Origin of the sequence: Pseudoalteromonas sp. A757, assembly GCF_004103285.1 — a bacterium.
GTDB classification, from domain to species: Bacteria; Pseudomonadota; Gammaproteobacteria; order Enterobacterales; family Alteromonadaceae; genus Pseudoalteromonas; species Pseudoalteromonas galatheae.
In genome coordinates this window covers 1-26,350 of sequence record NZ_QNQN01000055.1, presented here as the reverse complement: position 1 = coordinate 26,350, position 26,350 = coordinate 1, and the positions used below count along the sequence as shown (strand labels likewise).

General features: G+C 43.7%; 27 protein-coding genes, 5 tRNA genes and 2 pseudogenes. 19 read left to right on the top strand and 15 right to left on the bottom strand.

Features of this window, described 5'->3' with window-relative positions:
- The first annotated feature begins 149 nt into the window (after window positions 1-149).
- The 3 genes from DRB05_RS03035 (at window position 150) to DRB05_RS03025 (ending at window position 3,607) form a co-directional block, all read left to right on the top strand.
- Window positions 150-815, top strand: a complete 666-nt coding sequence (locus tag DRB05_RS03035; RefSeq protein WP_128725626.1) for an SDR family oxidoreductase — start codon at window positions 150-152, stop codon at window positions 813-815.
- Between the two features lie 86 nt (window positions 816-901).
- The gene (locus DRB05_RS03030; RefSeq protein ID WP_010374501.1) at window positions 902-1,273 is read left to right on the top strand and encodes a hypothetical protein; all 372 of its coding nucleotides are present in this window, start codon (window positions 902-904) and stop codon (window positions 1,271-1,273) included.
- Window positions 1,274-3,607 carry a fatty acid cis/trans isomerase gene (locus DRB05_RS03025; protein WP_128725625.1) on the top strand — a complete coding sequence of 778 codons (2,334 nt, stop codon included), beginning with the start codon at window positions 1,274-1,276 and terminating at the stop codon, window positions 3,605-3,607.
- A 39-nt stretch (window positions 3,608-3,646) separates the two neighbouring features.
- Here DRB05_RS03025 and DRB05_RS03020 read toward each other — a convergent pair whose 3' ends face one another.
- Entirely contained in the window at window positions 3,647-4,273 is a 627-nt protein-coding gene (locus tag DRB05_RS03020; protein ID WP_128725624.1) for a peroxiredoxin-like family protein, read from the bottom strand.
- Between the two features lie 114 nt (window positions 4,274-4,387).
- On the opposite strand from DRB05_RS03020, the gene DRB05_RS03015 reads away from it, so the two are divergent.
- Window positions 4,388-5,008 (top strand): dUTP diphosphatase, encoded by a 621-nt coding sequence (locus tag DRB05_RS03015; RefSeq protein ID WP_128725623.1) that lies wholly within the window; start codon window positions 4,388-4,390, stop codon window positions 5,006-5,008.
- On the opposite strand, the pseudogene yrfG reads toward DRB05_RS03015, so the two are convergent.
- Window positions 5,005-5,663: pseudogene (gene yrfG / locus DRB05_RS03010) on the bottom strand (GMP/IMP nucleotidase). The gene DRB05_RS03015 and the pseudogene yrfG sit on opposite strands and share 4 nt — an antisense overlap.
- Window positions 5,664-5,724: 61 nt before the next feature.
- On the opposite strand from yrfG, the gene nudE reads away from it, so the two are divergent.
- The 3 genes from nudE (at window position 5,725) to DRB05_RS02995 (ending at window position 7,411) form a co-directional block, all read left to right on the top strand.
- The gene (gene nudE, locus DRB05_RS03005; RefSeq protein ID WP_017219353.1) at window positions 5,725-6,288 is read left to right on the top strand and encodes an ADP compounds hydrolase NudE; all 564 of its coding nucleotides are present in this window, start codon (window positions 5,725-5,727) and stop codon (window positions 6,286-6,288) included.
- A 1-nt stretch (window position 6,289) separates the two neighbouring features.
- On the top strand, window positions 6,290-7,093 hold the full coding sequence (cysQ, locus tag DRB05_RS03000) for a 3'(2'),5'-bisphosphate nucleotidase CysQ (protein WP_128725622.1): 804 nt from the start codon (window positions 6,290-6,292) through the stop codon (window positions 7,091-7,093).
- A 241-nt stretch (window positions 7,094-7,334) separates the two neighbouring features.
- Window positions 7,335-7,411: transfer RNA gene (locus tag DRB05_RS02995), tRNA-Met, on the top strand.
- Window positions 7,412-7,873: 462 nt separating this feature from the next.
- Here DRB05_RS02995 and DRB05_RS02990 read toward each other — a convergent pair.
- Window positions 7,874-8,086 (bottom strand): hypothetical protein, encoded by a 213-nt coding sequence (locus DRB05_RS02990; RefSeq protein WP_128725621.1) that lies wholly within the window; start codon window positions 8,084-8,086, stop codon window positions 7,874-7,876.
- 205 nt (window positions 8,087-8,291) lie between these two features.
- On the opposite strand from DRB05_RS02990, the gene DRB05_RS02985 reads away from it, so the two are divergent.
- A complete protein-coding gene (locus DRB05_RS02985; RefSeq protein WP_128725620.1) occupies window positions 8,292-9,881 on the top strand; it encodes a methyl-accepting chemotaxis protein in 1,590 nt (529 codons plus the stop codon).
- 94 nt (window positions 9,882-9,975) lie between these two features.
- On the opposite strand, the gene DRB05_RS02980 is transcribed toward DRB05_RS02985, so the two are convergent.
- The 6 genes from DRB05_RS02980 to DRB05_RS02960 form a co-directional block, all read right to left on the bottom strand.
- Window positions 9,976-11,160: a dipeptidase gene (locus tag DRB05_RS02980; RefSeq protein WP_128725619.1), complete on the bottom strand. Its 1,185-nt coding sequence runs from the start codon at window positions 11,158-11,160 to the stop codon at window positions 9,976-9,978.
- 104 nt (window positions 11,161-11,264) lie between these two features.
- The gene (locus DRB05_RS02975) at window positions 11,265-11,510 is read right to left on the bottom strand and encodes a YheU family protein (RefSeq protein ID WP_010607914.1); all 246 of its coding nucleotides are present in this window, start codon (window positions 11,508-11,510) and stop codon (window positions 11,265-11,267) included.
- 1 nt (window position 11,511) lies between these two features.
- A complete protein-coding gene (locus DRB05_RS02970; RefSeq protein WP_128725618.1) occupies window positions 11,512-12,519 on the bottom strand; it encodes a hydrolase in 1,008 nt (335 codons plus the stop codon).
- Window positions 12,520-12,766: 247 nt separating this feature from the next.
- The gene (locus tag DRB05_RS22720) at window positions 12,767-12,913 is read right to left on the bottom strand and encodes a hypothetical protein (protein ID WP_010374526.1); all 147 of its coding nucleotides are present in this window, start codon (window positions 12,911-12,913) and stop codon (window positions 12,767-12,769) included.
- Window positions 12,914-13,086: 173 nt separating this feature from the next.
- Window positions 13,087-13,536 carry a TIGR02444 family protein gene (locus DRB05_RS02965; protein ID WP_128725617.1) on the bottom strand — a complete coding sequence of 150 codons (450 nt, stop codon included), beginning with the start codon at window positions 13,534-13,536 and terminating at the stop codon, window positions 13,087-13,089.
- Window positions 13,530-15,458, bottom strand: coding sequence for an ATP-binding cassette domain-containing protein (locus DRB05_RS02960; RefSeq protein WP_128725616.1), 1,929 nt, complete (start codon window positions 15,456-15,458; stop codon window positions 13,530-13,532). The genes DRB05_RS02965 and DRB05_RS02960 overlap by 7 nt, the downstream gene beginning before the upstream one ends.
- 130 nt (window positions 15,459-15,588) lie before the next feature.
- Between DRB05_RS02960 and DRB05_RS02955 the strand changes: the two genes are divergently transcribed.
- A complete protein-coding gene (locus tag DRB05_RS02955) occupies window positions 15,589-15,789 on the top strand; it encodes a YheV family putative zinc ribbon protein (RefSeq protein ID WP_010374531.1) in 201 nt (66 codons plus the stop codon).
- A 28-nt stretch (window positions 15,790-15,817) separates the two neighbouring features.
- Here DRB05_RS02955 and DRB05_RS02950 read toward each other — a convergent pair whose 3' ends face one another.
- Both DRB05_RS02950 and DRB05_RS02945 read right to left on the bottom strand, forming a co-directional pair.
- Window positions 15,818-16,030 (bottom strand): SlyX family protein, encoded by a 213-nt coding sequence (locus tag DRB05_RS02950; RefSeq protein WP_010374533.1) that lies wholly within the window; start codon window positions 16,028-16,030, stop codon window positions 15,818-15,820.
- On the bottom strand, window positions 16,027-17,040 hold the full coding sequence (locus DRB05_RS02945; protein ID WP_128725615.1) for a hypothetical protein: 1,014 nt from the start codon (window positions 17,038-17,040) through the stop codon (window positions 16,027-16,029). Before DRB05_RS02945 ends, DRB05_RS02950 begins: the two co-directional genes overlap by 4 nt.
- Window positions 17,041-17,308: 268 nt before the next feature.
- On the opposite strand from DRB05_RS02945, the gene fkpA reads away from it, so the two are divergent.
- A complete protein-coding gene (fkpA, locus tag DRB05_RS02940; protein ID WP_193554554.1) occupies window positions 17,309-18,061 on the top strand; it encodes an FKBP-type peptidyl-prolyl cis-trans isomerase in 753 nt (250 codons plus the stop codon).
- 75 nt (window positions 18,062-18,136) lie between these two features.
- On the opposite strand, the gene rsd is transcribed toward fkpA, so the two are convergent.
- On the bottom strand, window positions 18,137-18,607 hold the full coding sequence (rsd, locus tag DRB05_RS02935; protein WP_128725613.1) for a sigma D regulator: 471 nt from the start codon (window positions 18,605-18,607) through the stop codon (window positions 18,137-18,139).
- A 466-nt stretch (window positions 18,608-19,073) separates the two neighbouring features.
- Here rsd and hemE point away from each other — a divergent pair, with 466 nt between their 5' ends.
- Window positions 19,074-20,138, top strand: coding sequence for a uroporphyrinogen decarboxylase (gene hemE, locus DRB05_RS02930; protein WP_128725612.1), 1,065 nt, complete (start codon window positions 19,074-19,076; stop codon window positions 20,136-20,138).
- Window positions 20,139-20,293: 155 nt separating this feature from the next.
- Here the strand turns inward: hemE and DRB05_RS22625 are convergent, their stop codons facing one another.
- From DRB05_RS22625 to DRB05_RS02925, 3 genes are all read right to left on the bottom strand, one after another.
- Window positions 20,294-20,464, bottom strand: coding sequence for a hypothetical protein (locus DRB05_RS22625; RefSeq protein ID WP_161568669.1), 171 nt, complete (start codon window positions 20,462-20,464; stop codon window positions 20,294-20,296).
- 50 nt (window positions 20,465-20,514) lie between these two features.
- Window positions 20,515-20,685, bottom strand: a complete 171-nt coding sequence (locus DRB05_RS22620) for a hypothetical protein (RefSeq protein WP_161568668.1) — start codon at window positions 20,683-20,685, stop codon at window positions 20,515-20,517.
- Between the two features lie 194 nt (window positions 20,686-20,879).
- On the bottom strand, window positions 20,880-22,724 hold the full coding sequence (locus DRB05_RS02925) for a M1 family metallopeptidase (protein WP_162847779.1): 1,845 nt from the start codon (window positions 22,722-22,724) through the stop codon (window positions 20,880-20,882).
- Between the two features lie 183 nt (window positions 22,725-22,907).
- On the opposite strand from DRB05_RS02925, the gene murB reads away from it, so the two are divergent.
- From murB to DRB05_RS02885, 8 genes and pseudogenes are all read left to right on the top strand, one after another.
- Entirely contained in the window at window positions 22,908-23,927 is a 1,020-nt protein-coding gene (gene murB / locus DRB05_RS02920) for a UDP-N-acetylmuramate dehydrogenase (RefSeq protein WP_128725610.1), read from the top strand.
- Window positions 23,914-24,906, top strand: coding sequence for a bifunctional biotin--[acetyl-CoA-carboxylase] ligase/biotin operon repressor BirA (gene birA, locus DRB05_RS02915; protein ID WP_128725609.1), 993 nt, complete (start codon window positions 23,914-23,916; stop codon window positions 24,904-24,906). The genes murB and birA overlap by 14 nt, the downstream gene beginning before the upstream one ends.
- On the top strand, window positions 24,903-25,595 hold the full coding sequence (locus DRB05_RS02910) for a type III pantothenate kinase (protein WP_128725608.1): 693 nt from the start codon (window positions 24,903-24,905) through the stop codon (window positions 25,593-25,595). The genes birA and DRB05_RS02910 overlap by 4 nt, the downstream gene beginning before the upstream one ends.
- A gap of 124 nt (window positions 25,596-25,719) precedes the next feature.
- Window positions 25,720-25,795 (top strand) — tRNA-Thr (locus DRB05_RS02905).
- A 48-nt stretch (window positions 25,796-25,843) separates the two neighbouring features.
- A tRNA-Tyr gene (locus DRB05_RS02900) sits at window positions 25,844-25,928 on the top strand.
- Window positions 25,929-25,972: 44 nt separating this feature from the next.
- Window positions 25,973-26,047: transfer RNA gene (locus DRB05_RS02895), tRNA-Gly, on the top strand.
- A gap of 13 nt (window positions 26,048-26,060) precedes the next feature.
- A tRNA-Thr gene (locus tag DRB05_RS02890) sits at window positions 26,061-26,136 on the top strand.
- Window positions 26,137-26,273: 137 nt separating this feature from the next.
- A pseudogene (locus DRB05_RS02885) lies at window positions 26,274-26,350 on the top strand (elongation factor Tu); the annotation flags it as partial.

Here is a 26,350-nt window from a genome sequence, read left to right as displayed (position 1 = left end):
CTTACGGTTGTCAGAGTTATAACTGTAGCAAAGTTGTCAGAAAGTGAAAAAGTACATCATAAAAATGAATTCAGTCAGGATTGACCTTGAGTTTAGTAAACTCATACCAATTGTAATAGTTTGAGCGTATAAATTGTGAGGAGAAGGATATGACACTACATGTTTTGGTGACTGGTGCTAACCGTGGGATCGGATTTGAGTTTTGTAAACAATACTTATCTCTAGGCTGCAAAGTAACGGCGGTTGTGCGCAAAGCATCAGCAGAACTAGAATCTCTAGGCGTGGATATCATTGAAGATATAGATGTTGCAACGGAAAATGGCGCGAAAAAGCTATTGGCGGCATTGGGGTCGGAGAAGATAGACATTCTTATTAATAACGCTGGGGTATTTCACAATGAAACGCTAGCGGAAATGGATTTTGAAAATATCGACCACCAATTTAACGTTAATGCGTTAGGACCAATTCGAGTCACTCATGCACTGCTCGATAACCTCAAAGCAGGCAGCAAAGTTGCCATGATCACAAGTCGTATGGGTTCGATTGCAGATAATGGTTCTGGTGGTTACATTGGCTATAGAATGTCGAAAGCAGCATTAAACGCGGCGAGTGTGAGTATGGCTCACGAGCTGAAAAACCAAGATATCGCTGTTGGACTATTCCATCCTGGCTTTGTGCAAACGCAGATGGTGGGATTTGCAGGTGATATTGGTCCAGATGTTGCGGCGGAACGTTTAATTAAGAGAATTGAACACCTAACTATCGAAAACAGTGGTGGTTTTTGGCACTCCAATGGTGACACGCTTCCTTGGTAATTAAGGTGGGCGCATCGTCGCCCCTTTTCAGCCATCAGCCATCTAACTGTGCTAATATAAAGCAAATACTCAGATGGTAACCTTTGATGGAATTACAACAAGACACCCCATTATCACTGCCGCTTTTTTTGTTAGACGACAACATCGAGAATCGTGATATCGACTCTCCAGATGCTGAAGTATCAGTGATGTTGAGTGAGAACCTCCTTGCTCATTTGTGCCAAAACCCAAAAGAAGATGAGAATATTAGCTTGCATATTGATGACTATGCGCTCAACAACATTAGTACGACAGTGACTGAGTTGATAGGGGCGGAACATCAGTTGCAATTGCTTATTAATCGAGGGCCTATTCTCAGTGCTGTCCTGAGTACTAGTAGCGATGCATTGTTTGTTTCGCCTCCAGTAGAAATGATGCCGACTTTTGATCTTGGGCTGGATGACGACGAGGGCGAGTAAATGTCTAAACGTGCACTGTTTTGTGCGGTGGTTGTCGCCGTGCTTTCTGGCTGTGTGGCTTTGGGCGTGTCTAAATATGATGATATGTTTGGACCGGAACAACCCCAAGCACGAATCGAACAATATCACCACGGCGGTGCACGTTACTTACAAAGCGTGAAACCCATTTTGGAGTCGCGTTGTGTGGTTTGCCATGGTTGTTATGACGCACCCTGCCAGCTCAAATTGTCATCTCCAGAAGGAATAGATAGGGGATTATCGAAAGAGTTAGTGTATGACGGCACGCGGTTGTTAGCACAAACACCAACCCGGCTGTTATTCGATGCTCAAACCACGACACAGTGGCGCGAGCGTGGTTTTACCCCAGTGCTGAATGAGCGCAATCAATCTGAATACAGCAACCTAGCTGGAAGTGTGCTTTATAATAGCTTGCTGTTAAAAATGTCTCATCGTTTTCCTGAGCAAGGCATCTTGGGTAAAGAGTTTGATTTCTCTTTAGATCGAACGCAGTCTTGCCCAACCATGGATGAATTCACTACCCTTGCAAAACAACAGCCTCATGCGGGTATGCCCTACGGCTTACCAGCGCTCACGCATGATGAATTCAAAACCTTGGAAGCCTGGCTGCAAAGTGGCAGTAAAATGAGCCAGATTGCAAAGCCAAGTGTTGCAGTACAAAAAGAAGTGAAAAAGTGGGAACAATTTCTTAATCAGGATTCCAATAAGCACCGCCTTGCTGCGCGTTATATTTTTGAGCATTGGTATTTAGCCCATATCTACTTCCCTCACTTGGATGACCCTGCGTTTTTCCAATTAGTACGCTCAAGCACGCCGCCTGGCCAGCCAATCGCACTGGTGAGCTCGGTACGTCCGTTTGACGATCCTAAGATCGATAGGGTGTATTATCGATTGATGCAAGTGCGTAGTACCATTTTGTCGAAAACTCACATGCCACTGGCATTGAACGACGCTAAGCTATCACGGTTACATCAGCAATTTTATGCAGCGGATTATCACGTGGATGAACTGCCAGGTTATGAGCCAGAGCTTGCAGCAAACCCATTTAAGGTATTCAAAGATATTCCGGTCAATTCTCGTTATCAATTCATGCTGGATGAGGCCGAGTTAATTGTAAAAGGCTTTATCAAAGGCCCTGTATGTCGAGGTCAAATAGCGCTTAACGTCATTAACGACCATTTTTGGGTGGCGTTTGTTGATCCTGAAAAAAATAGCAACGAAGCGGTGAACCAGCTGCTGCTTAAACATGATGAAGATTTGGTGCTACCTGCGGCTGAGCAAAGTAATGCGTTACCGCTTTCCAGTTGGGCTAAATACGCCACTAAGCAGCAGGATTACTTACGTGCCAAAACAGAGCTTGCAGATAAGATGTTTGCCGATGGGCAGCGTCTCAATATGGACTTGATTTGGCGTGGTGAGGGAGAAAACCCGAATGCAGCATTAACTATCTTCCGTCATTTTGATAGCGCAACGGTGGTTAAAGGTTTTATCGGCCAGCCTCCCAAAACAGCTTGGGTATTAGACTATGCTTTGTTCGAGCGCATTCACTACTTGCTGGTGGCGGGTTTTGACGTGTATGGCAACATTGGTCATCAGCTTATCACACGCTTATATATGGACTTCTTGAGGCTTGAAGGTGAGCAAAACTTTTTAAATCTGCTGCCACTTAGTCATCGTCAGGAAATTAAACGCTATTGGTATCGTAAGTCACACTTGAGCTTAAGTGAGTTTATCAATCGCAAATCACTAATCGGTGCGCCAACGGGGATAAAATACGAAACGGACGATCCAAAGCAAGAGCTATATGACAAACTACATGCTGTGCTTAAGCCCGTTCTAAATAGGGATTATGACTATAAAGCCGTCGGCAAGCCACTGCAGGCACTCAATAGCATGTCCGTTAGGGCGATTAATTTGCTTCCACAGGTCTCGTTTATTATTACTAAGCAAAGTGACGGTTCACATCAAGCGTTCTCGCTATTACACCATAATGCCCACTACAACATCTCCAGTTTGTTAAATGAAGAAGGGCAAAGAGCGTATACAGAAGACACTGCGACGATTGTGCCAGGCTTTATCGGAGATTACCCAGAGGCAATTTGGTATTTAGAAAGCGAGGCTGCACAAGAGGACTTTGTCTCATCATTTAGCCACATGAATAGTGAGTCTGATTACCGAGCGCTACGAGCGCAATATGGGATCCGCAGGACTCACCCAGAGTTTTGGCGTTACAGTGATTTAATCCACGACATTGCCAAGCAAACACGTGGCGTTGAATATGGTTTATTTGACTATAACCGGTTAGAAAACCGCTAAAAAATGGAGTCTTCGGACTCCATTTTTTATGTGCTTTTCCTATAGTTGACTAGCTGCTTTTACCGCAGCTAGTAGCACGCTTTCATCCAGTCTCACTTTGTAATTTGGGTTTGCATATTGAAATTGGATCAAGCCTTTCTTATCGACTACAAATACCGCCGGCACCGGCAAGGCAACTTTATCGTTCCCCTCAAAATCAACGAAATTTACGCCCAACTTGTTGCGATAAGCAAGGGCTGTTTTATCATCTAGAAAATAGGCGAGACCTAACGCTTGGCTCATACGCATTTTGTTATCAGACAACAGTTGGTAGTGAGGGGATTCAATTGTACTTTTTGCCAGCGCCTCAGGTGAGTCTGGTGCGATTGCAATAATTTGTGCTCCCATTTTTACAAGCTGTGGTTCAACTTCTTGGATCCCCGCGAGCTGTCTTGAACAGTACGGACACCAGCCACCACGATAAACCACCAGTACGGTGATATTTTCTTTATAGCGTGTCGCGAGGTCGACAGTTTTACCTGACTTATCTTTGAGTTGTAATGCAGGGGCATCAATGCCTGGAAGGAGTGGACTCACTTGCTCAGGTGCTGCGGCAATATTAGTGATTTCAGCTGCGCTGACAAAGGCTGAACAAGCCAAAGCAAGCGATAAAATAAAATGACGCATAAAAAGTTCCTAGGGTTTCAAGTTGATATCGACTCAGAAGACCTAAGCGCTGGCGAAAATCTTTCACTTCGGTATGATATCGCTCGTAATTGATTTCCATGAAGAGAGAGCACAATGTCTGCAAACATCACTAAGCTTGTGGTTATGCTAGAAATGCAACATGCCATGAATACCAAAGTACACCAACAATGGTTTGAACAAGGGTTTAAATGGTACCGCGCAATTTGGGTTGAGTGTGCAGAAATGCTAGATCACTACGGTTGGAAATGGTGGAAAAAGCAAACGCCAGATACTGAGCAAGTGATTTTAGAGCTAGTGGATATTTTTCATTTTGGCTTGTCTTTACGTATCGACGGCGAAACGTCATTTGATCAATTAGCGACTCAGTTAGAAGCTGAATTGGCAAAGCCAACTACCGCAGAGGACTTCAAGGAAACCCTTGAATTACTTGCAAGTGCGGCTGTGACCAAGCGTGAGTTTGATGCCCATGCGTTTGCGGGATGTATGCAGCAAATCGGGATGTCTATTGACGATCTATACCGTGGATATGTCGGTAAAAACACGCTTAACTTCTTCCGCCAAGATCATGGCTATAAAGATGGTTCTTACATCAAGGTATGGAATGGTCAAGAAGATAACGAACACTTAGTTGAAGTGGTGAAAAGTCTTGATACAGCGCATCCAGACTTTAAAACACACGTGTACGACGGCTTAAAAGCTCGCTACCCTGCTTAATCCAAAATAGGTAGCAAGGTACGGTAATCAGAGACTGAGAGGTATTCAGTGATCTCTCGCTCTGGTTGCCGACTATCAGGATTAGCAACGGCAAGCAAGTGGCCAATGCCAAACTCTTTCGCAGCATTTAACACGCTAATGCTATCGTCCACAAATAAAGTGCGGGACTTATCAAAGCCCAAATCACGCTCTACCTGTTGCCACAACATTTGACTTTCCTTACTTACGCCATATTCATGGGTCGAAACCAACTTGTCGAGATACTTATCGAATTGGGTACGCTCAATTTTCAAACTTAGGCTGTTTGGGTGAGCGTTGGTCAATAAGATAAGCTGTTTTCCGCTCTCTCTTAAGGCTTCTAAAAACGCTGGTACATCCTCACGAATGGAGATCAAGTGTTGTACTTCACGTTTAAGTTCCATAATGGGGAGCTGTAGTTGCTCCTGCCAATAATCTAAGCAATACCATTCTATCTGGCCCATTACCGCGTCATAACGCGCGAGGATGTCGGCCCTTGCAGCCTCAAGGGTTAAGCCTTGACGTTTTGCGTGTGCCTTAGGCAGACGTCGAGAAAAAAGTGATTATCAAAATGGAGGTCGAGTAATGTGCCATCCATATCTAACAAAACGGTATCGATATTTGACCAATTTAGCATAGGCATTTAACTTCAAAGGCTTTATGATTAGGTTATTCGCCATGATAGCAAATAATGATCTATGTCACATAAAAAGCATCCCACACCACCAGAAATTTTAGCTTGCGACGTCGTGGCTAAAAGCAAATTGTTCACGGTAGAAGCACTTTCGTTATCCTTTTCGAATGGCGAGCAGCGAGAATACGAAAGAGTCCGTGGCGGTGGCCGTGGCGCAGTAATGATCGTGCCCATAACTGCTGATAATGAGCTATTATTAGTGAGAGAATACTGTGCAGGAACACATGACTATCAACTCGGCTTTCCCAAAGGGCTAATTGACCCAGGCGAAACCCCGGTGGAAGCGGGCAACCGAGAGCTAAAAGAAGAAGTGGGTTTTGGTGCAAATGCTTTCTCTGAACTCAAAGTAGTGTCACTGGCACCGAGTTACTTTAATGCCAAAATGCATATTTTGGTCGCTAGTGAACTTTACCCTGAACAGCTTGAAGGTGATGAACCAGAGCCACTGGTAGTAGTGAAGTGGCCGCTAGATAAATTATATGACCTGTTACACCAAGAGGACTTTACCGAAGCAAGAAGTGTCGCGGCACTACTGTTATTAAAAGCACATTTGAATCTGGAGGCGTAAATTGCGGTCCTATTTAGAGCCTTGCATCGCACTGGCAAAACGTGCCGGTGAAGCCATTATGGCAATTTATCAAGCTGACGATATTGGTAAAAAAGAAAAGTCTGATCACACTCCTGTCACTGCAGCAGATTTGGCATCTAATGAGATCTTAATGGCGGGTCTTGCTGAAATAGCACCAGACATTCCGGTAATGTCTGAAGAAACACCAATTCCACCATTGAGTGAGCGACAAGACTGGCAGCGCTACTGGTTACTCGATCCTATGGATGGCACTGGGGAGTTTATTCTTGAAAGCGGTGACTTTGCCGTCAATATTGCGCTCATCGAAAATAATCATCCTGTGTTAGGCGTCATTTACTGGCCATCTCAAGGGCTAACATATTACGCCAGCAAAGATGAAGGTGCGTTCAAACGTAGTGACTCAGGTGAAAGTAAACGTATTTTCGTCTCGCCACGAGAAACACTGACATTGGCAGTAAGTCGCAGACAAAAGCTTGAAGCGGTAAGTCAGTACTTAAATAGTCAGTTCGACACTGTGGCACTTGGGTCATGTTCATTAAAAGCCTGCATTATCGCAGAAGGTAAGGCGGATTGTTTTTTACGAGTAGGACCAACGGGAGAGTGGGATACTGGCGCGTCACAGATCATCGTGGAAGAAGCTGGAGGTTGTATTACCGATGCTGAGTTTAACCCGCTGACCTACAATCGACGAGAAACCACCGAAAACCCAGACTTTATTGTTATGGGGCACCCCGATTGGCAATGGCAAAAGTTGATCAGCCCACATCATCGAACGATAGAATAAGTAACGGCTTAAGTTTAAGGTTGTGGGATTTTTGCGCACTTGAATTGTTTTAAGCATTAAATCCCTTGCAATAAAATTTTAATCCATTATTATAGCGGCCTCTTGAAAAGGAAGTCCTTTTTAAGAATTTACAGGCGCGGGATGGAGCAGAATGATAAATCATTCGTCGGACTCGCTAAACCTGGAAAGAATCGAAGGTCGTCGGTACCCGACGAAGAATAGATTCACAAAAATATACAGGCGCGGGATGGAGCAGCCTGGTAGCTCGTCGGGCTCATAACCCGAAGGTCGTCGGTTCAAATCCGGCTCCCGCAACCAATTTTTAATTGGACTGTATAATCTAAAGAACTCTCCCGAAATTCATCGGTTCACTCTTCATAAATTAATAGTTCCCGCAACCAATTCTTAATTGGGCTGCACAATCTAAAGAACTCGTACAAAAGTCGTCGGTTCACTTTTCATAAATTAATGGCTCCCGCAACCAATTCTTAATTGGACTGCACACTCTAAAGAACTACTCCGAAAGTCGTCGGTTCACTCTTCATAAATTAATAGCTCCCGCAATCAACCTTTTTAGTTCAGTTACCTAAAATCGCCTCAATGGATAGTCAGTTTTTTCGATATATACAGAGAAATAAATCATCCACTTTTTATAATTCAAAGCCTGAGTGTTGCTGTTGTTTGATGCATTTCTTAAATTAGAATTGATCTTAATACTCACACCGTGAGCAACAACCTGTACGCGGGTTATGGAAACCCGCTGTTAAAGAGTGAATAGATTTAGCAAAGGCAGGTAAATCCGATTTGGCAGCTAGCAAGATCTGAGTGATTGCAACAAGCTGAGTTGTCTTGGCGAGATGCACATTTCATCGTGTCCTGACATCCGTAAACTCTCGTGTAATCACCTCCAGCTACTTCAGGCGTTGCTTCCTGAGGTAGTTTGTTATCTTGAGTTAGCTTTTTTAGCTGCTTTTTTTGAAGCTTTATTTTCATTTCCAATATCCTTTTTATAGATTTATTAAGTTTGTTATCACGAAACCGATAGCTTGTTCTGCTTAAAAATAATACAAAGAAGTTTTGTTGTAAAAAAATAATGAAATGTGATTACTTTGTTTTCTTTTGCATGGATGAAGATTATTTGTCTATAAATCTTTATATGGTCTAGGCTTTTACTATCTCTTATTTGAAGTGTATGAAGATGGATTTACATAGTATTAGAGTCAAAAGTTCGTTGCCTACGGCTGTGCTAACGATCGTGCTGTTATTTGTGTTTTTTGGTTTTTCATTGCTGCTCAATAAAGTGCAATCAGCACTTGAAATACAAACTGAGAACTATTTAAGAGCCGTGTCAGTGGTACTCAATGCGGATAGGGACTTTTATCAAGCTCAGGAAGCTTACCTCAAACTATTAGCTGGTGAAGATAAGTGGGTGGATTTTGAAGAAAACGCCGAACAGGTCAAACAGCGATATCAAAAATATATTCAGTTTATGTCGCTCCACCAAAGTGAGCTTGGTAGTTTTGCAACTTTTGATGTAGATTTCCAAAGCTGGTATCGCGTTACGGTGGCGAGTATCAAAGCCCCGACAGATAAGGCGCTTCAAATTAAGTCTGCCAAGTTATTTAGTGCGGTTCGTGATGTGCTTGATAGAGCAGGTGAATTAGCCGATGAAAAATCTGCTGCAAGTCGTGCGATAGTGGTTTCTGAGGTTATTCAAATAAAGTGGGGGCTTGGTGTTGGTGCTTTACTTCTTCTTGGTATTGCGTGCTGGATTGCCTATCGAATCCCTCGTCAGCTCGCAAAGCAGATAAATTTTGTTTCCGATAGAATCTCTGAAATCGCCTCTGGGGATGGAGATTTAACTGGTCGCATTGAAATCAAAGGAAACGATGAGTTTGCAAAGCTGTCGCTAAACTTTAATCATTTTCTTGATAGTTTACAGGCAATGGTTACAGCCCTTGTGCAAGATGGCGGTGAGCTATCGGCTTTGTCGTCAAAACTGAGTCGTTATGCAACGCAGAGTCATGACCTAATCGATTCGCTTGGTAAGTCATCACATACCATTGTTAGCGCGGTGCATCAGCTAAGTCACTCAAGCCAAGAAGTCTCGTCGGTGGCAGAAAACTCATTAAAAGAAGCTGAAGCTTCACATCGCTACGCAGCACAAGGTAAAACGGTGTTGGCAGATTCAAAACAAAAAATCACTCATCTAGCTGATAATATGGAAGCGGCACTTTCCAGTTCGTTAGCCTTACAAAAAAACTCTGAAAACATTACGCAAGTGCTCGATGTTATTCGCGGAATTGCTGAACAAACTAATTTATTAGCGCTCAACGCGGCAATTGAAGCGGCAAGAGCTGGTGAGCAAGGGCGTGGATTCGCGGTGGTAGCGGACGAGGTTAGGTCATTGGCTACTCGAACACAAGACAGCACTAATGATATTCAGAAGATGTTGGAAGCATTCTCACACAGTGTAGAGGACTCACAAAAGACCATTGAAGGCGGTAAGCAATATGTTGATATTGCGGTCGAAAGTTTTGCAAAGGCAACCGAGTTATTGGAATTAATTGCACAAAGTGCGGTTAAAGTGACTGAGCTTTCAGAACAAACCGCTCATGCAACTCAGCAGCAAAACGCAGTATCTACTGAGATTAGCAGTAGTCTAACCGATTTAAATGACAGAACATTGAATGGCGAGCGCTTGTCTGGAGAAACGCACCAAATTTCGGATGATGTACTGCGAGTCACCAGTAAATTGGTGGATGAATTATCTCAGTTTAAAGTCTAGGGTATTGTAAGGTGCGCTGTGCGGCACACCCTATAAAATCAGTCGTTTGAACAGTTATTTAACCTGAGGTTTGGATAAGGGATGTTCTAACTGGTTATTTAGCAAACTTCTTTGCGTAAGCCTCGGCTTGTCTCCATACGCGCAGGGTATTGCCGCCTAAAATCTTTTTGATATCAGCGTCGCTGTAGCCTCTATCTAAGAGACCTTGCACAAGATTTGGATACGTTGACACGTCTTTCAGGCCAACAGGTAGTGAGTCACCCACACCATCGTAATCTGATCCAATGCCTACGTGATCTATCCCTATCAACTTAACGACGTGATCAATGTGATCTAGCACTTGATCAAGTGTGGCAAATGGGAACGGGTTTTTCGCTCTAAATGCTGCCCTAAAGTCGGTGCGATCTTTATCTTTAGCTTCTTTTTGTGCTTCATCACGCTTGTCATACCAAGCACCTGCTTTTGCCGTCACAAAGCTCGAACCAAAGTTAATTTGGATTACGCCGCCATTCTTTGCCAAGGCTTTGAGCATTTCGTCATCCATATTGCGCTCGAAACCAGGCGTGTATTTACGAAGAGATGAGTGTGAAGCGATGACGGGCACTTTTGAAATATCCATTACCTGATAAAAGGCGTCATCTGAAATATGTGATACATCAATGAGCATACCAATTTTATTCATCTCAACCACAAGCTCTTTACCAAATGGGCTTAAGCCTTTCCATTTACGGCGTACGTCATAAGATGAGTCAGAAATATGGTTGCTTTGCGAGTGTGCTAAGGTGATATAACGGACACCACGATCATAAAAATGCTTAAGGTTTTTCATCTCACCTTCAATGGGTGAGCCATTTTCCATACCCATCGCGATAGACATAATACCATTGTCAAATTGCGTATATATGTCGTCGGTAGTGTATGCCATCGCAAATTTATCTGGTGCGCGGTGCGCTAAGGCTTCCATACCGTCAATCAGTTGATTAGCGAGTTGATAGCTTTTACCTTTACCTTCAAACTCTAAATTAGCAGGAATATAAATAGACATAAATGGCGCATTAAGACCGCCTTTTACCGCGCGAGGGTAATCAAAATCACCGCTTTCGGTTGCTTGGCTAACATCATCCCATTTACTTTGGATGCGATATGGAACGTCGATGTGTGTATCAATTAGGATGTTATCGTGAGCGAGTTTAACTGCGCGCTCAGAGGCTTTGTATTCAGTTGCATAGGCGGTAGAAACAGCCAGCGCTAGGGCGCAAAGAGCAGTGCCGAGCTTCATAAGATTACCTTTCCTTTATAGTTATAGAATTTTGATTGTAACAACTCTTGTCACTTCGACAACTCTTTACGATTAGCGATAACTATAAGGAATAAAAGGTTTTCCTAATACTCGTAATCCTCCTGTGCTTGCATTGCTTGAAACTGTTGTTTGCTAACTATATTCACCGATTCATGCAATTCCGAGAAAACGATCAGCGCTTCTCCGGATTTTAGTTGTGCTTTCACTTGCGCTACTTTGCTCTCGGTGCTGACTTCAGTATCGCCATAGTCTGTTCCTTCACGAAGCACATAGTGCTCAATAAGGTTGTCCAGTGTCTCTTGTGGAAGTTGTTGATAGGGAATGAGCATACTACTTAGCCTTACTATAAATTTGTTGTAAATACTGTGGAATAACGCTTTCTAGCCAAAACCTAGGTTTAAAGGGGTTACTTCCCGAAATAAACCCTACGTGACCACCGTGTGGGCTCACTGCGAGCGTCACTGGTGAGTTAACCTGAGCGGCTGTAGGCACAGCTTGCGATGATAGCATGGGGTCATCTTCGGCGTGTATTAGGAGTGTTGGTGTTGTGATCTGGGTTAAGTAGGGCTGCGAACTTGCTTGCGCGTAATAATCTTCCGCACCGTTAAAGCCATGTAGTGGTGCAGTTATCTTGTCGTCAAATTGCCATAGGTCATTAATGGCATAAAGAGCAGGCTTGTCTATCCTAATTTGCGATTGGATGGTGTCTAGCTTACGTGAAAAAGACTTCTTCATCCTGTCTAGCAAGTATTTTTGATAGAGCTTAAAGCAGCTCTTTCTGATCACCTGACAAGAGGAAGAAAGGTGATAAGGTGCTGAGACGACGACGCCAGCCTCAAGACCGCTTTGCGATTTGGTTTCTCCCAAGTATTTGGCAAGTACATTACCACCGAGCGAGAAACCAACCGCAAATAATGGCCGTTTAGGAAAGCGGGCTTTTAGCGTGTCTATAAAAAAGCCAAGATCTGAGGTTTCACCGCTATGATAAGCTCTGGCTTGGCGATTCACTTCACGTGAGCAGTTGCGAAAGTGCATCAGTACGGCATCAAAACCATGGTGTACCAACGCTTTTAATAGGCCTTTTGCATAAAAGCTGTTGATATTGCCTTCTAGCCCATGCAACACAACAACCAACGGTGCCGATTTATCCCCGTGTTTTGCCCATGCAAGTTCTAAAAAATCATCGTCTGGTGTGTCTAGTGTTTCATAGTCGACGGGCACCTGTAATCTCGGCCTAAAGAATCGCGGAAGTATGGTTTGGGCATGGCGGTTGCGCATCCACCAAGCGGGTTTAAATTCGTAATTATTGGCTGTTATTGTTTTCATGGCTTGATTCATAATAGAAACTGCGTCTTTTTGAAGATTGCTCGCAAAGCAAAGAAAGGAAGCTATCCAGTTGCAAAACAGGTTTTGGCCAGTTTAACGTATTATCAGGTGAGGGTTAAGCAAATAAAAAGCACCCGACCAGTAAACTGATAAGGTGCTTTGTGCGTCGTGCTTAATTCTGCAAGTTGGGGAACTACATCGAGCCGATCTTCTACTACTTATTCTTCAATCGCCCCAAGGTAATACATTTAAATCTGTTCTATTGTTCGTTAGGTACTTCAGCGTCCATGACTTTTTTAATGAAAAAGTAGACGTAATAACAGCACAGCAAAATTACAATCCCTAAAAAGCCAAAAGACAGAAACAACACAGGGTCGGAAAAAAAGTCTCTAAAGAATACGTTCATGGCTGTGCCTCCTAATTTGTCGATGAGTAAATAGTAGTGGAGGTCTGAGGGGCTTGATATGATCAAGATCAAGTTTCAATCCTGAGTGAAATTAAACCTAGGCAAAGGCTTGATCTCGATCAGGTTTTATATCTGAGTTGGGTAAATAACAGGGCTTATATTGATTTAATGGCTTAGAAGTCAGTCTTATTGAATAAAGCGTCGTACTCACTCTGACTCAAATAGAGCTGCACATTGCTACTTGATTGCAGTGGCGCAAACGAAAATCGCTGTAATGTCTCCAGCAATAGCGCTTGTTGACGCTTTTCAAGCTCAAGCTCTGCAGCCAGCATCGCTGAACGCAACTTTTGATAGTCTTGGTAGTCTTGATGATGTGTTTTTAGGGTATGGCGGATCGCGCGTTGGGGTTGTAGCACCGCTTGGTCAAATTGCTTAGCAGTCTTTACCAGTGCGGCTAGGGTGTCGGGGGTAATTGTCAGTGCTAAAGTGTCGAGGTAACAAAGTAACAAACAGAGGTTGATATTTTTGTCTGCAGCATCTTGCAAATTCAGCAGCCGCGATTGCATTTGCGGGCGGCTGTAGAATTCACAGGCAAACTGCCAAAAGTCTTTACGACTTAGCATATCTCTCCAGTCTCATCGAAATGGTTTTGCTTTTCTTCTAACTCTTCCAGTGCCATTAATAAGTTTTCTTCTGTGTCATTAAGCTCAGGGGTTATCTTGGCTTGTTTTGCCAGTAAGTCACTTAATTTTGCTTTGTTCTCGTCCGTGTATAGGCTGTTTTCAGCCAAAGCTTGCTCAATTTCATCTGCTTGCTCAGTGAGCTTGTCGAGCTGTTTTTCGAGCTTTTCAATCGACTTTTTCAACGGTTGAATGGCTTTTCTGAACTCGGCTTCAAGACGCTTTTGCTCTTTACGATTGGCATTAGAGTTTTGCTTTGTTTCAGCCTCTGAGGCGCTTGGTTTCGCTTGCTCTTTATTGGCATTCATAAGCCATTGGTAGTAGGCATCTAAGTCATAGCCGAACTGAGAAACGGTCCCATTATCAACTAAATAGTACTCGTCAGCGGTATTTTTCAGCATGTGGCGATCGTGGGAAACCGTTACCATTGCACCCTCGAAACCTTGTAAGGCCATCACAAGTGCGTGTCGCATTTCTAAATCTAGGTGGTTAGTCGGCTCATCGAGTAACAGCAGATTAGGCTTTTGATACACTAGCATTGCAAGTACGAGTCGTGCTTTTTCGCCACCAGAAAACGGCGCAACGGGTTCGAGGGCCTTATCACCATGAAAAGCAAAACCGCCCAAGAAATCGCGAATAAGCTGCTCTGGTACTTTAGGGTCTAGACGTTGAATATGGGTAACCGCACTGGCCTCAAGATCGAGAGATTCAAGCTGATGCTGAGCAAAATAGCCTACATTTAATCCTTGGTGTTGAAACACTTCACCAGCTTGTGGAGTTAAATCGCCGGCAAGTAACTTGATTAGGGTCGATTTACCTGCGCCGTTGCGGCCAAGTAACGCAATACGGCTACCTGGGACGAGGTTAAGCTTGATGTCATGCAAAATGGTAACGTCACCATAGCCCGCTTTGGCTTGCTCTAGTGTCATCAATGGATTAGGTAAGCTTGTTGGATCTGCAAATTCAAAATTAAATGGTGAATCTGCATGAGCGGGCGCGAGCATTTCCATGCGTTCAAGGGCCTTCACACGACTTTGCGCTTGTTTTGCTTTACTCGCTTTCGCTTTAAAGCGGGTAATAAACTTCTCTAAATGTGCAATCGTTTCTTGTTGCTTTTCGTAAAGCGCTTGGTGCTGTGCCATGCGCTCTGCTTTTTGACGCTCAAACTGAGAATAGTGACCTTTATAGACGTTGATCTGCTGTTGGTCGATATGCCAAATCTCACCAACAACAGCATCTAAAAATTCGCGGTCGTGAGAAATAAGCACTAATGTACCCTGATAGGCGCGCAAAAAGCGTTCTAGCCAATAAACAGCATCCAAGTCCAAGTGGTTAGTTGGCTCATCCAGAAGCAATAAATCGGCATCGCGGATCAGCGCTTGCGCAAGGTTCAAGCGCATGCGCCAACCACCAGAAAAGTCGCTAACGGCAAACTCTATCTGTTCATTGCTAAAACCAAGGCCATGGAGTAGTTCACCCGCTTTGGCTTCAATACTGTACCCTTTGATGTTTTCTAGCTGTTGGTGTGCTTTTGCTTGTAGTTCACCATCACCATCCCGCTCCGCTTGTTGTAGCTGCGTTCTCAATACATAGTATTCAGGGTGTCCCTGTAGTACATATTCGAGTGCGCTAATGGAGAGTGCTGGGGTTTCTTGTTTTACCGATGCAATAGACCAATCTTTTGGAATAGAAAAATCACCAGAATCGAGTTGCAGCTCGCCTTTTAGCAGCGCAAAGAGAGAAGATTTACCACAACCATTGGCACCGACAAGACCCGCCTTATGTTGTGGGTAAAGCGTTGCATTAGCTTGTTTTAGCAGTGTTTTACTGCCACGAAGTAGCTCGATATCAGAAAGTTGGATCATAATTCTAAAAGCCTGTCTAAATTGCGCGCATCATAACATGGATCCAATCACTTACTCCAAGCGTATCATGACAAATAAAATTAGGATAAAATGACAAACCTTAGACTCAGTGTTCATTAGAGGTGTCGAGTTGAAAGTTAAGAAGCGTTTTATTGCAGGGGCGAGTTGTCCAGAATGCCAAAAAATCGACGTAATGATGCTCTACAAAGAGCATGATGTTGAAAAAGTTGAATGTGTTGAGTGTGGCCATGTAATGTCACAGCCGAAAGACGCGGTACAGGCTTCTACACGCCAGTTTGAGCAAGTCATTGGGGTGTTCAAACCGGAGTGAGTTTTCATCCCGGTTTTCAATTAGTCTGTTAGTAGTGCGGTGGTGGTGGCTCTTGATGTTGAGGCATTAAACCCGGATCGCGGCCTTCTTTCATTTTCTCAGCCAATAGCTCAATTTGTCGTTGCATTTTAGCCAAGCGCTGCTGATGTGCCTTCAACTCTTCATTTAAGGTTTCGATTGTATCTTCTTGAAAGGCAAGCTTAGCCTCAAGCTCAGTAATTCTGTTTTCGATTTCATTCATGGCTTTTTCACCTGCGCAAATTTTTCCAGTAGTCCGCTGGAACTTTCGGTTAACAGTGCAGTGTCTCGGTCTTGAAAAGCAACGTCAAATACAACCGCAGACTTGGGGCGGCTCCCCTCCCGGGGTTGTACACGCCAAGTTTGCAGTCGTTCGCCATCACTTACTCGCCATAAAATAAGCTCACGGTTAGGTGAGCCGGTAGCCAAGAGCGTAGCGTCTTGATTAAAGCGCACTGCACTGAAAATTTTCTGGCGAGCAATATACTGTAATTGTGCTTTGAGATCACCAGAAGTTAGTTGCCAAATACTCGCTTTTTTCATGCTATCTGCGGTAAAAGCAAATCTTCCTTGGTCATCTAATGCAACTTTGGTCACGCGACTTGGGTGATTAAAGCGATGGATCACTTGCCCCGTTCTAGTATCCCAAAAGTAAGCGGTATAGTCGTTGCCTCCGGTTAAGGCAAAGTGGCCATTGGGAGACATGGCAATAGAATTGATATTTTCTTGATGTCCAAGGAACTCTATTCGCCTTCCGCTTTCTAAGTCGAGATGAACGACAACGTTATCGCTACGGGCGTAGAGTAAATATCGGCCCGCATTGCTAATAGTGATATCTCGGATAGTGCCAGACTCGATCTCGAAATACCCTAGATTTTGACCGTTTTCGACACTCCAGATAGCGAATGTCTTATCAGTGGCTGTAACGGCTGTGGAGTTGTCATTGGCTAAAGCTAGTGAGTGAATAAGGTCGTCGGGCGCATCAGAGTGACGCCATTGAAATTTGAGGCCTTGCTCTTGATTATCCCAAAGTACGGCCCCATGCTCTATGGAAGAAACTAGGCTGTAGTGACCATCCACAGAGATCGCAGCAGAAAATGCGCCTCTGCTGGCATGTTCTACGGTCATAACGGCTTTTGAAGTATCAGGGCCACAGCCGGTTAAGGTGAAGCAACTGAGCATCGCGCATGCAAAGAGGAGGCTTGTCCACTTAATGTTGACGAGTTTGACCATAAATTAGGTAAATCCTCCTTAACTCCGAAGTCTACAACAGGTAGACTAAAGGCACTAAAAACAAGATATTATTTTGATATTAGCGTATTAAAAGCGTAATGTCGTTACGCGATAATGGCAAGCAAATGCATATTGGCATTCTGATCAGAGAATGTTAATGTGGCTAGCACCTTTTCTTATTAATATAAAATTAACAATGGCACCGCATATCAAGCTCTCTTGCGCGAGCATTGGTGTTTTGATAGTAGGGACTGTCGGAGAGTTGAGAATGAAACAGACGATTAAATTGTCACTCGTTGCTGCTTCAGTGTTAGCACTAGTAGCGTGTAATAAAAAAGCTGAAGAGCAAAAGCCTGCTGAAGTTAAGTTGGATACTGAAATGCAACAGCAAGCATACGGTATCGGTGCTTCAGTTGGTAACTTCTTGCAAAAAGATTTAGCAGACAAAAAAGAGCTAGGTATCGAACTAGATCAAGAGCTGCTGATGCGTGGCTTTAAAGATGCACTTGCTGGTGAGGCCAAGTTAGACGAAGCTAAAATTCGTGAAGTGCTAACTGCGCTAGATTCTTCTGTTCGTGAAAAGCAGACAGCAAAAGCTGAAGCTGACGCGAAGAAAAATAAAGAAGAAGGTGATAAGTTCCTAGCCGAGAATGCGAAAAAAGAAGGCGTTACAGTAACTGATTCAGGCTTACAATATGAAGTGCTAAGCGAAGGCGATGGTGAAAAGCCAGTTGCAACTGACATGGTTAAAGTACACTACAAGGGAACTTTACTAGATGGCTCTGAGTTCGATAGCTCTTATGCGCGTAATGAACCTGCAAGCTTCCGCCTAAACCAAGTTATCGCTGGTTGGACTGAAGGTCTACAGCTAATGAATGTTGGCGCTAAGTATAAGTTTACTATTCCAGCGGATCTTGCATACGGCACTCGTGACCTTGGTAAAATTCCAGCTAATTCAACATTGGTATTTGAAGTTGAGCTGCTAGATATTGAAGGTGAAGCTGAAGAAGCTGCTGAGTAATTTGATATTGCTTGCAACGAAAAAGGTGAGATAGCTATCTCACCTTTTTTGTATGCTGGTTCCCGCAAATGTAGACTATTCTGTGTGATTAGAATAAAGGTTATCGATAAGTTCATCTTCCAATTGGAAGCGTAACTCAAGCGTCTCACCTAATACAGACAAGTCGTTATCGAAGTCTGCTAATTCTTGCGTTTCTTGATTTACTTCAGCGTACTTGTCGTTGAAATCAAGTGCGGTATCAGTCGTCTCTGTGATCCGTGGGTACAACGATTGTGCTAATTTTGCACTCTCAGGGCCTTTTTCTTTGCAGGCCTCAACAATGTTGTCATAAATTTCAAAATGACCAGCTGAAAGGTAGTCCATCAAAATCTGACAGAATGACTGAATGTCAACCTGCTCAGGTAGTGCTTTACCATTTCGAGTTGGTGAGCATCCTGCAACTTTATAATATAAAACCAATAGTTCCTGACGCTCTGCTAACCATGCATCAATTACACTATGGCTGCCTCCCCATTTCTGTTGGGCTTGTTCTAACTGCGAAAGCATAGTGATTCTCCTTAAGCGGGTTACCTACCTCTATGGAAAGGGAAACGGGGCAAAAGGTCAACCAATTTTTTCTGTAAAAGCTGAAAAAGATCAAAAGATTATTGGTTTGATTATCGGGAATGTTAACAAATTCAGGAGGATAAAAATAAAAAAACCACCGAGAGAAACTCAAGGTGGTTCAAAATAGCAGTTTAGCTTGTTGCGTAATGTTGTTATTTTTCTAATTGAAGGTGTTTTGTTGTTATTTTTCTAACGCGGTAATTTTATACCAACCTTTTAATCGTGTTGCAAACAGTTTAATCGCTTGTTTCGATGATTTTTACACAAGCTTATGAATTTGTTCCTAATAAAGTGTGATTTAATCTAGATCATAGCGGGACGCTGGTAACGATAGTTTAGATAGTGCCCATGTGCACTTAGTGATACAATCCGCACAATTGAATTTAAGTATTGGAATAGAGACGCTATGAGCGAATTAAAAAACGATCGTTATTTACGAGCGCTATTAAAACAACCAGTTGACGTCACACCAGTATGGATGATGCGCCAAGCTGGTCGTTATCTACCAGAGTATCGTGCTACCAGAGCCCAAGCTGGTGACTTTATGAGTCTTTGTAAAAATGCAGAGCTGGCTTGTGAAGTGACATTACAGCCACTGCGTCGTTATCCACTTGATGCGGCGATTCTGTTTAGCGATATTTTGACTATTCCAGATGCAATGGGACTTGGACTTTACTTTGAAACCGGTGAAGGTCCAAAGTTTGAGCGTCCTATCCAATCGTTAGACGACGTTAAAAAACTACCAAAATTAGATCCAACCGATGAGCTCGGCTATGTAATGAATGCGGTGAGTACAATTCGTCGTGAGCTTAAAGGTGAAGTACCACTTATAGGCTTCTCTGGCTCACCATGGACGCTAGCAACTTACATGATTGAAGGTGGTAGCAGCAAAACATTCGGTAAGATTAAAAAGATGGCGTTTGCGGAGCCGCAGACACTGCACTTACTGCTAGATAAAGTGGCTGATTCGGTTATCGACTACCTAAATGCGCAAGTAAAAGCGGGTGCGCAATCGCTAATGATCTTCGACTCTTGGGGTGGGGTGCTAAGCCCACGTGACTACAAAGAGTTTTCACTACAATATATGCACAAAATTGTAGACGGTCTTATTCGTGAAAATGACGGTCGTAAAGTACCTGTGACATTATTCACGAAGAACGGCGGTCAATGGATTGAAGCAATTGCAGCTACTGGGTGTGATGCAGTTGGCCTTGATTGGACGATTGATATCGCCGATGCAAAACGTCGTGTAGGCGATAAAGTTGCACTACAAGGTAATATGGATCCTTCAATGCTACACGGTACTCATGAGCGCATTCGTGAAGAAGTTCAGCATATTTTAGCTGGCTTTGGTGAAGGTAACGGTCACGTATTTAACCTAGGCCATGGCATTACACCTGATGTTAACCCAGAAAACGCGGGCGTGTTTATCAATGCTGTACACGAGTTTAGTCGTCAGTACCATAAATAAGCTAGACCAATCACAGTCAGTGTAGGCGAGCTAACTTTAGGTTTATAAAACTTTCCTTGTCTCTAAATCTAGAGGCAAGGAAAGTTTTTCTCACCTCAACATAGACCACTTAATAAAGATAATTGGTATAAAACATCAGTGATTGGTGTTCTCAGTTATTTACTCACTGTAGGTTGAGCGCCATCGGAACCACCACCTTGTGGTTTAATCGTCATCTGGACATACTGAGCTCTAGGTTGAGCACCATCACCCCCATTGCCACCACCAGAAACTTGCTTGAGCATTGTTGGCTTAAGGTTGATGATGTTTTTCTTCTTTAATTTCATATTGTTTTCCTTTTTTATATAAATATATGAACAGACAAAATATGGTGTGATTAGCGACTTGGCTGATCGCCATCACCAGTAGATGCAAAAGGTTTTAGGTATGAGTCAGGGTTGTGCACTTTCACTTTGGATGGTTGAACACCATCACTTGTGATACCGCCATAAACCTGTTTTAGCTGCGATGTGAGGATGTTTTTTAACTTTTTCTTTTTTAATTGCATTGTCATTTCCTTAACCTTGTACCTGTATTGGTTTCAATACGTTAACTCAATTGAATTTTGATAGCAATAAGCTTTGTGTTAAAAAATGAACAATAGCAAGGCGGCGCAAAGAACGATTATGTGGTGGTTAACTTATTGATTTAAAAGAAAGGCAGTCAAATAGAAGGAGACTGCCTGTATTGGAAGTATAGGTGTTACTTAAATAAGGCGTCGATGGTGCCTTGAGCAAGTGGGTGGTACCCAGGTCGTGCTTGTTGGTAAACACGGTAAGCCCAGTCACGCTTGCCATTGTTAATGAGTGATTTGTATAAATTCACGATAAGCTTGCGACGACCGATACTTACCAGATGTTTTTCAAGATCTGGGTAAATAGCCTGATAGTCGTTACCTACTGCTAGCATATACCAAGCAAATGCGCGTTCAGCGTTGGTCGACTGCGTCAGCTTAAATGCTTTGTCCAATGCTTCCATACGCTCAATGGCGAGATCTCTTGGTAAGTTATTAATAAAGTGCAGCCATTCATGTACTGTCCACGAATCGGTCGGTAAGTCTGCAAGTGTTTTCTCGTCTTTTAGCCAAGCTTGAGTGAGCGCATCCACTTTTTCAAAAGCATCAGAAGTTGGGTTCGGTGCATCGCTTGGCAAGCCTGGCTCATAAATCCACTCTTTGGCTTTTTCTAAGCTCACGATACCAGGATATTGCTGTAGCAAGTTTTTGTCTAAGTAAGCGACAAATTCATCAGTAGTCAGAGACTTAAAAGAGAAAGTGCTAAAGTAGGTTTTAACAAACTTGTCGAACTTGTCACGACCAAACTTTTCTTCTAAATAAATAAGGAATAATTGACCTTTAGTATAAGGTACAGAGCTAAACGCATCGTCAGGATCGCGGCCATTAAGCTCTAAATTCATACGTGTATCAGGAGCGGCGATGGTTTTAAGTTGTGCACGCAGGCCGGCCGCGTCAAGCGCTTGCTCCATCACCGCGCGGTCACGACCGAATACTTCTTCCATAATGCGGTTTTCTACGTAAGAGGTGAAGCCCTCATTTAGCCACAGATCTTCCCATGTCGCGTTGGTCACTAAGTTTCCAGACCAAGAGTGTGCTAACTCGTGGGCGATTAGATTTACCAAGCTTTTGTCACCAGCAACGACGGTTGGCGTGATAAATGACAATCGCGGATTTTCCATACCACCAAATGGGAAGCTAGGCGGCAACATGAGCAGGTCGTATCTACCCCAAGCGTATTCACCATACATGGCATTGGTTTTGTCGATCATCGCTTGCGTATCGTTAAATTCTGCGACAGAGGCATCGAGGATTTGTGGCTCTGCAAAAATTGCAGTTTGGTGTGACATTTCTTTATATTCAAGGTTACCTGCGCCAATTGCAATTAGGTATGGTGGGATAGCTTGTGGCATATCAAACCAATAATCGCCATCTTTGATCAATGCACCGGTATTGTCCGCACTCATAACTGCTCGTACATCTTTAGGTGTATGTACACGAGCTGAGTAAGTCACACGCATTGCTGGCGTATCTTGCACTGGGATCCAACTACGAGCATGAATAGCTTGAGACTGGCTATACATAAATGGGTGAGACTTACTTGCGGTTTGCTGCGGTGTTAACCACTGTAGGCCTGATGCTACTGGCAAGCTGTTGTAGTAAATACGCGCTTTCTTAGCTTGCTCTTTAAAGTGAATAGTTAACTTTGCACCTTTCACATCATCGCGCTTGGCGAGATCAAACTTGGCAGTATGCCATTTATCATCTTTACCTTGGTACATCACTTTGTCGATTTCGAGGTCACGCGTATCTAGTACCAGTGTTCTTGCTTGGCGGTTTTGCCAATCAAGCGTGTGTTCAACAAAACCTTCTAGTTGTTTATCTTCAAAGTCAACGTCTAGGTCTAAATGCAAGTGTGTGGTAATAACGTCGTTAAGATTGGCGTAAGTGTGTTGGTCAACGGCTGCGTTTACATCAGCAGTGTGGACAAGGCCAGCCATGGCAAGGCTGAGCGTAAGTGCCGAAAGTTTAATCATAATGTTGCTCTTATAAAAAGAATATTCCCAATTAGAGCGGCTAACATAACTAATTTCTGACCATTTAAATAGTCTAAGCCGATGGGTTACATAAAATGATGGGCAAGATGACGTTAATGCGTAAGTCAGGGCAATGCGCTACACTAGCGCCAGTTTAGTTAATATTGGCAAGGTGCTGCAGTGACAAGTTTGCAGTCTTATCACACTTTTTCGCTGCCGTCGGGTTGCGAGTCCCTTATTGTTATCACAGATCCACATACGCTGGTTGAGCTCGATTTCAGTCGTCCTTTCTTTTTAATTGGGGAAGGGAGCAATACTATTTTTCTGGAAGACTATGCTGGAACCGTTGTTAAGCTTGCGACCTTAGGTATCGATATTGCTCAACAAGATGACAGTTATATCGTTACAGTTGCCGCTGGAGAAAACTGGCACCAGCTCGTTACAAAGCTGCTTGATAAAGGAATTGATGGGTTAGAAAACCTCGCATTGATCCCTGGTACTGTTGGTGCGGCACCGGTACAAAATATCGGTGCCTACGGCGTTGAAGTATCGCAATTTATCACAGAAGTTAAAGGATTTGATATCGCCGAACGGCGCTTCACAACATTAACGAATGCAGAGTGTGAATTTGGCTACCGTGATTCAGTCTTTAAACATCGTCTAAAAGAGAAGTTTGTCATTACAGAAGTGACATTTACTTTGCCTAAACGTTGGCAGCCAACGCTAAGTTATGGCCCACTACAAAGCTTGGGTGATACAGCAACCGCACAAGAGATTTACGAAGCGGTGATAGTTACTCGAAACGGTAAATTGCCCGACCCTGCGACACTTGCAAATGCTGGGAGCTTTTTTAAAAACCCAGTAGTTGATAGGGCGTTTGCATCTCAGTTGCAAAGTAAATTTCCAGAGATGCCAGCGTTTGATGTAGACAATGACCATGTCAAACTCGCGGCTGGCTGGTTGATTGACAAAGCGGGTCTAAAAGGCTGCCACCGTGGAGCCATTCGTGTGTATGAGAAACAAGCATTGGTACTTGTTCATAGTGGTGGCAGCACTGGTGAAGACTTAAAACAGTTAGTGAGCCATATTCAGCAAACCGTTTGGCAAAAATTTGCTGTGTTACTCGAGCATGAAGTGCGCCTTATAACAAAGCATGGTGAATGTCAGTTGCAAAGTGTGGAATATCATGAAAAAGCCTGATCATAAAAAGCAAACGATTTTAGCGGCTTTGAACAAAGGAGAGTTTGTCTCAGGGCAGGAGTTGGGCGAGCAATTGGGTATTAGTCGCGCGGCTATTGCAAAGCATATTGCGGCGTTGCAAGAGATGGGCATTGATATATTTCGAGTAAACGGCCGCGGCTATAAGCTCAATTATAGCTTACCGCTTATTCATCAAAATAAGCTGAATGCCCTGTGGCAACAGCAATTTCAAAGTGAGTGTCCAATCGAATATCACGCAATTATAGACTCAACGAATAGCGAGCTGGTGCGCCGTTTGCAGGACAAGCAGAATATGGGCTCAGGCCATGTCTTGGTGGCTGAAATGCAGCAAGCTGGTAGAGGCCGTAGAGGTCGAGTGTGGCAATCGCCCTTTGGTGCTAACCTTTATTACAGCTATTACTGGCAGTTTGATGCTGGTATGCAAGCGGCGATGGGCTTATCCATAGCTGTAGGACTTGCGGTATATGACGCGTTAAAGGCCCTGTATGGTATTTCCGTTGAATTAAAATGGCCAAACGACATTTATCTCAATCAGCAAAAATTGGCGGGGATTTTGGTTGAGCTAGAGGGGCAAGTGGAAGGACCTTGCCACCTCGTGATTGGGATTGGGCTAAATATATGTATGCCAGAATCTGCTTCTAAACACATAGACCAAGCCTGGACAGATCTGCAAACGCACTTAGGCCAAATTGATAAAAATCAATTAGTGGTGCAGCTCACTCATTCTTTGTCTGAGCGGCTTGCCCAGTATAAAGAGTCTGGACTGAGCGAAATGGTGACCGAGTGGAATAGCCTAAATGCTTTTAAGGGGGACGCAGTTACACTGAGTACCGGACAAAGAGAGTGGTGTGGGATCTGTGAAGGCATCGATATGCAAGGTGGCTTATTACTTAGGCAAGATGGTGAGCTTAAAGCTTTTTATGGCGGTGAGATCTCTTTAAGAAAGGGGACATCATGAAGCTGTTAATTGATGTAGGCAATACTGCGGTCAAATATGCCATTGAGCAGGAAAGTAGTATTCGTCTAGTAAAAGAAGGGGATGTTGACTGGCAGAGGCTAACTGCAATTATTTGCTCTCAGGTTGGAAAGGGAGCGGGATTACAGTGGGTGGAAAGCCGCGCCTCCGAGTTTGGTCTTGTGCTAGAACAAGCACAAGTATCAGCAAGCCGCGCAGGGGTAACATGTGCCTATCCTACATTTCAAAACCTAGGCATTGATCGATGGCTCACCGTCTTGGCGGCGCATGATCTGTATCCTGAACAAGATGTCATCGTGATTGATTCAGGCACAGCTACTACGGTTGATGTAGTAACTGCAGAAGGCAAGCATCTGGGTGGGTGGATTGTTCCAGGGATTGATTTGATGATCTCTAGTATTACAGCACGTGCAGAGCGGGTATTTTGTGATGAGAACACGCCGTTTGCCGCAGAATTTGCTAAAAATACACCAGAAGCGGTGAAAAATGGTGCCTTAGCCGCAACGCTTGGGCTTGTGCACAGCGCAAAGCAGTTACTTAATAATGAGTCTGCACTGGTATTATGTGCAGGTGGATATGGAGAACTTATTAAAAACCATATCGAGTCAGCGGTTTTCGATGACCTCTTGGTATTCAAGGGTCTGTCAGTTTGGTGGAAAAACCCACAATAACTGTAAAAATGTCATGGGATTGGCTTAAAACTGAGCGTTTGAACAATAAATTTAAGATTTTTTGCATATTCCTGTTGCATCGAGTCAATGGTTGCTCTAATATCTCGCCCCGTACTAAAGCAGTGCCGACTTAGCTCAGTTGGTAGAGCAACTGACTTGTAATCAGTAGGTCATCCGTTCGACTCGGATAGTCGGCACCATCTTTTTACCCTATCTTGTATAGGATGCTTTAGGAAAGAATTTTACGTGGAGGGGTTCCCGAGCGGCCAAAGGGATCAGACTGTAAATCTGACGGCTCAGCCTTCGCTGGTTCGAATCCAGCTCCCTCCACCACTTTATTCTTGACGGTTAGAGGTAGTTAAGAACAGGTTCCTAAAGCGGGCATCGTATAATGGCTATTACCTCAGCCTTCCAAGCTGATGATGCGGGTTCGATTCCCGCTGCCCGCTCCAGTTCGTCTGGCGTGCTGATATAGCTCAGTTGGTAGAGCGCACCCTTGGTAAGGGTGAGGTCGGCAGTTCAAATCTGCCTATCAGCACCAGTCTCCGAAGAATCTTCTCAAATACTTCCTTTGAATTGTCGAAAAAATATTTATAATAGACTGAATAATTCTAATCCACACTCGTCGTGGATTATTTTTATATGTAATCTAGATACACAAAACTTATAGGTTTCGTCATGGCAAAAGAAAAGTTTGAACGCGTAAAACCGCACGTAAACGTAGGTACAATCGGCCACGTTGACCACGGTAAAAC